This window comes from Actinacidiphila sp. bgisy145 (assembly GCF_057708125.1).
This window is the reverse complement of the sequence record NZ_JBYIRL010000095.1, coordinates 1-4,993: the sequence shown is the minus strand read 5'-3', so window position 1 is coordinate 4,993 and position 4,993 is coordinate 1. Positions and strand designations below refer to the sequence as shown.

Annotated in this window: 4 protein-coding genes and 1 pseudogene; 2 read left to right on the top strand and 3 right to left on the bottom strand. The window is 70.9% G+C overall.

The window, feature by feature from the left end:
- The 3 genes and pseudogenes from AC3ERT_RS36410 to AC3ERT_RS36400 form a co-directional block, all read right to left on the bottom strand.
- A pseudogene (locus AC3ERT_RS36410) lies at positions 1-594 on the bottom strand (SbcC/MukB-like Walker B domain-containing protein); the annotation flags it as partial.
- 67 nt (positions 595-661) lie between these two features.
- Positions 662-1,957 carry a DUF2398 family protein gene (locus AC3ERT_RS36405; protein ID WP_435179442.1) on the bottom strand — a complete coding sequence of 432 codons (1,296 nt, stop codon included), beginning with the start codon at positions 1,955-1,957 and terminating at the stop codon, positions 662-664.
- Positions 1,954-3,489: a DUF2397 family protein gene (locus tag AC3ERT_RS36400; RefSeq protein WP_435179439.1), complete on the bottom strand. Its 1,536-nt coding sequence runs from the start codon at positions 3,487-3,489 to the stop codon at positions 1,954-1,956. The genes AC3ERT_RS36405 and AC3ERT_RS36400 overlap by 4 nt, the downstream gene beginning before the upstream one ends.
- A 244-nt stretch (positions 3,490-3,733) precedes the next feature.
- On the opposite strand from AC3ERT_RS36400, the gene AC3ERT_RS36395 reads away from it, so the two are divergent.
- The gene (locus AC3ERT_RS36395) at positions 3,734-4,153 is read left to right on the top strand and encodes a hypothetical protein (RefSeq protein WP_435179437.1); all 420 of its coding nucleotides are present in this window, start codon (positions 3,734-3,736) and stop codon (positions 4,151-4,153) included.
- 25 nt (positions 4,154-4,178) lie between these two features.
- Positions 4,179-4,391: a hypothetical protein gene (locus AC3ERT_RS36390; protein WP_435179434.1), complete on the top strand. Its 213-nt coding sequence runs from the start codon at positions 4,179-4,181 to the stop codon at positions 4,389-4,391.
- Positions 4,392-4,993 lie beyond the last annotated feature (602 nt).

The following is a 4,993-nucleotide window of genomic DNA, read 5'->3' as shown; positions in this document are numbered from 1 at the left end:
GAACTGCACCTCGTCCAGCGGCGCGAACAGCTCCTCGCGCACCGCCCGCCGGTAGTCGTGCTCGTCCCCGACCACCCGCAGATGCTCCGACAACCGGGCCCGGTTCGACGTCGCAGAGGCGGCGCTGGAGGTGAAGGCATGCCCCTGGCAGGCAGCCAACTGCGCGGCGAGGTCACCGATCCGCACCGGCTCCCGGTCCACCTGCAGCCGCAAGCCCTCCCCGACGCGCCCCCGCGCCAGGAAGAACACCCGGTGCACCACCTTGCCGACCGACCGCAGCCACAGCCCGGTCGTCACATACTCCACAGCCCCGCCTCCGGTGCGCCGCCCGTACTCCAGCCACCACACCCCCGTGCGGTCCTGCTGCTCGTCCCGGTCGGTGTGCCGGCTCAGCAACGTTCCCGCTGCCTTCCCCGACACCGACAAGGCGGTCTGCGACACATCCGCGTCCAGCAGGACCGTGACCAGCATCGACGCCGACAAGGACTTCCCGGATCCGTTCGGCCCGGCGAGCGTCAGCCACCCGTCGGCGAACAGCAGTTCCTCCTCGGCCCAGGCCCAGGAGTTCACCACCCCGGCCCGCGTGGCTGCCACCGGCCTTCCGCGACCGGCACCCCCAGTCCGACGTCACCGGCCCCGACGGGCCCGTTCCCGGCGATCCTCACGCGTCCCCCTCACTCGGCTCGATACCGGACGTCCCGCCGGGCTCGGGCTCCGCCGTGCCGCGGGCCGCGTGCGCCACCCGCACCCGCCACAGGTGCCCCCCGGGCGTCGCCCGCCACCGCTCCGCCTCACCCGCCACCGGCACCAGCAGCCGTGCGGCCGCCAGCTCCCCGATCGCTGCCCGCGCCAACGCAGGCAACTGCGCCTTGTACCCGGCCGCCCAGTTCGGCATCACCGCCCGCACCTCCTCCAGCAGCTCCACCACGTCACCCACCTGCACCACGAAGCCGGCCCGGTCCCGCTCGGCCAGGTGAGCCAGCAACGCCAATGCGGCCTGCCGTTCCATCCGCCGCCCATTGGGGAAGTCCATCGCGGTTCCCAGCCCACTAGGATCGGTGACCTCCCACCAGTCCCGGCGCACGCTCACCCCCAACCCCAAGCCGGCCAGCAGCGCCAGCCCCCGCTCCCGGCCAGCCAGCGTGTGCAAGTACGCCGTTCCCGGCGTCTGCTCGTCGAAGGGATCCACACCCGGGTCGTCCACCAGCCGCCGCAGCGCCTGCAGCCGCCGCTCCTCCACCGATGCCACCTGGTCCGGCTCCGGAGCCACCGGGTCGAGCAGCGAAGCGGTCGACAAGGCCGCCGCATGCTCCTGCGCGGGCAGCCCGTCCAGGCCGAGCAACGCGGGGGACAACGACGAGAACCGCGCCGCCAACCGGTCCCTCGAGGCGGTCACCACAAGGTCGGCGTCCTCGTCCACCACGACCCGCTCCAGGTCGGAGTCCGCCTCCACCGAACCCTCCGCCTCCAGCACCTGCAGCGCGTCCACCAGGTTCTGCCGGTGCCAGCGGGCCTCCTGCTTCGACATCCCTTCCCCGGCCACCCACTGCACCCGCGGCAGCCCACCCGAGGCGGCCTCCTGCGCGCACACCTGCGCGAGCGCCTGCATCAACTCCCGTACGCTCATCCGCGGCCGCCGCCACAACTGCTCACACACCAAGCACACCAACACCAGCGCCTCCTGCGACAGCAGCACCGGACGGCCCCCGCCGCGAGCCACCGCAGGCCCCCGGTCACCCGGGACATCCACACGCCGCTTGTGCAGCCGGACCAGCTGCGCCACCTCCAGCACCTCCAGCGTCCAGCCCAGCTCCGAGCGAAACAGCCCCGCGAGCGCGGCCTGCCCCTTCACCGCCGCCCGGTACAGCTCCGGCTCGGCCTCGGCCCGAACCCGTCCCCGGTCCACCAGCACCCGGGCCGCATCCCGCAGATCGGCCTCCAACGCCTCGCCGTTCATGCCACCCCCTGCACAACCGCTTCTCCGGCCCGCTCACTCGCATCGACACGAATACGCAGATCCGGGCCGGTCAACACCCCTTCGGCGAACTCCACACGGACCTGGCGGCCCGCCGTCCCCGGACGCACCCGCACCACGACGTTGGCCCCCTCGGCCACCGCGGACCCCGACCCCAGCACGGGGTCGAACTCCTGCCGCGCGACCTCAATCGCCCGCAGCAAGATCACCAAAGCATCCGCCGCCAACCCCGCGAAATGCTCCAGCCCCACCTCCCCGGGCGTCACCAGCACCCGGGCGAACCGACGACGCAGCTGCGCCTCCTCGTGCGCCTGCGCCAGCGCGCTCTGACGGTCCACGGCGGTGTCCGCCAGCTTCCGCGGCCTGCCACCAGGCCGCCCCACCCGCTCGTGCTCACGCAGCGTCACCTCCACGCGGTGCGCCGCGATCCCGGCCGCCGCCACCGCCGCGTGCGCCACGTCCTCCTCAGCCGGCCCGATCTGAGCGTGCCACGCCGGCCAATCGCCGAACGCCGCCCCGTACACGCGCCGCGCCTGCTCCCCGCCGCCCTGCCGGTGCAGGCTGCGTGCCACAGAGCGGAAGTCGGCCCCCAGATCCGCGCCCCTCCTCCTGGCCGCGTAACGCCGGTCGATCGCGATCAGGAGCGTGTGCACAGCGCCGGTAGCCGAAGCGATCAGCCGGTAGACCGTCCCGTCGGGTGTGAACCACGCCTCCAAGTCGGCCAGACGACGCATGCGCTCGTCCACCCAGTGCTGCTGCTCGGCCGGATCCACCAGACCCGCGTGCACGGCCGCGGTCTCCACGACCGGTCCGTGGCCCGTCTCCCGCAACGCCGCCAGCGCGTTCCCCACCCGCCGCAGCGCGCGTCCGTACTCGCGCGGGAACTGCCGCAGCGCCTCGAGCACCCGGTCCCGGTTCCTGCCGAACACGTCGTCGTCCGTGACATCGGACTGGACCATCTGCGCCAGCGCACCGTAGAAGTCGGCCGTCACGCGTTGGAGCTCGTCGATCCGGGTCCGCACATCATCGAGATCACCCGTCAGCAGCCCAGGATCGCTTCCGAAATGCTCCAGCATCCGGCGGATCGTCTGCTCCACACCGTCCAGCAACCGGCTCGGCAACTGCAGTGCACGACGTGAATCCAGCACCGCTGCCCGCACAGCGGCTACCAGCGCCCGCCCCCGCAGCGTCAACGCCCAGGCCTCTTGCCGCGAGATCACCCCGCGGTAACTGCGCACCGGCGCCGCATAGTCCCGAAACGGCTTGGCTAGATCCCACCTGGCCAGTTGCTCCAGCGACGCCAGCAACTGCTCCTCGGCCAGCGCGTCGTGGTAACCCACGGTGCGTAGCTGGTCGAGGATCTGAGCCGGTGTCCACATCGGGCCGCGGGTGGACAACTCCTCCAACGCGGCCAGCAGGGCCGTATAGCGTTCCCGCACCAGGTCCTCCGGCAGGGCGAACACCGTCCAGTCGCTGGACAGAACGCTCCGCCACCACTGTCGCGATTGATCCATACCGGCTCCCTCGCCCCCTACCACTCGCGCGGGCTTCCCAGTGTGAAGGCCACCACTGACAGATCTCCCACGAACCGGGAGTAACGGCCGTTTCCACGGGGACGCAAAGGATCACCGACCAGCACCTCGCCGCCCCGGCCGCCTACCGGGGCAGCGACGCAGGCGACCCGCTCGGTGCGGGACGGACTTCCTGCGGCGCCAGGACCGGTGTGTGCCAGGATCGCCATGTAAAGGAGGGTGCGCGGTGAGTTCGCTGCAGGTGGATGTGCTGGCCTACGAGGCACCGTGTGAGCGGTGTTCCTTCTCCCTGTGGTGGGTGTTCGGGCTGCTGCCGTCGTCCCGGCCGCGCGGTGAGGAGTTCACCACCACGGACTTCCCCGAGGCCGTCGACATGGCGCGCCGGATCCTGGCGGCACCGGACGGTGACACGGCAGACGTCGCGGCACAGCTGTATGACCGGCCCGCCTGGCAGCGGGGCCGCAGCTTCAACCCGAACCGGTGTGGCGCTTGCGGGCATCACGCCGACTGGCACGCCCTCGACGCGATCCTCACCCACGTCTACCACCACAAGGGCTGGATCCATGCCGCCGCCGGCCGGGTCCCCGTCCCCGACTGGCGTGCGATCAGAGGCGGCGGACAAGGGGTCCACTGGCCGTACTGCTGACCACCGCCCGCTCCGGGTTTCGCCCTTGAGCTCTCGATCCGAGACGTACCCCCACGCCGAGCACATCCGCCGGTACGTCGCCGACGGACACCAGCTGCTCTGCCTGCGCATCCGCCTCGAACCGGGCGGCGGCTATATCGCCCCGACCGAACTCCTGCCGCACGACGGCTCCACCACCGGCGTCGAGCAGCCCTCCGTCGCTGCCTTCTGGCTCGGCCGGTCTCCGGCTGTCATTTGAACGATCAGCCGAGCACCCCGTACTTGGTGCCTGGAAGCAACACATTCTCCGGGAGAGGACGCGGACGCCACCGGCAGGCGTACGCCGGGAATTGGTAGGCAACGCCGGTCTGGTAGTGCCTCGCCCGCCCGTACCAGCGTGGGCCGCCAGGTACGGCGATTGCGTCGATCCGGTCAGCGCTATGAACAGTCAGCAAGGACTCAACTCACGCATAGCTGCTTTCGTGACGGTCGGCAACGTGCCGCGGGACTCTCCACACTGGGCGCCGGCAGGCGCCCCTACGTGTTCCTCGGTCTCTCAAGCTCGGCTCGCCAGAGCCGAGCAACGCCGAACCTTGTTGGGCTCTCTCCGGCAGGGGAGAGCCCAACTCAAATAACTGGGAAACCAGAACCTTTGACATCACTGGGCGCCGGCAGGCGCCCCTACGTGTTCCTCGGTCTCTCAAGCTCGGCTCGCCAGAGCCGAGCAACGCCGAACAGTTGGCTCATGGGCCGTCAGGCCCATCCGTTCCAGTACCAGCACCACAAACTCGGGGCCCGCCAGGGCCCCGATCCTTGACTTAACTCACAGTCATGCCGTCAGGCATGACGACGCGTCTATCG

Excerpts from the sequence above, each read along its gene's own strand:
- AC3ERT_RS36405 (WP_435179442.1), bottom strand. The coding sequence starts at position 1,957 with ATGAACGGCGAGGCGTTGGAGGCCGATCTGCGGGATGCGGCCCGGGTG.
- AC3ERT_RS36400 (WP_435179439.1), bottom strand. The coding sequence starts at position 3,489 with ATGGATCAATCGCGACAGTGGTGGCGGAGCGTTCTGTCCAGCGACTGG.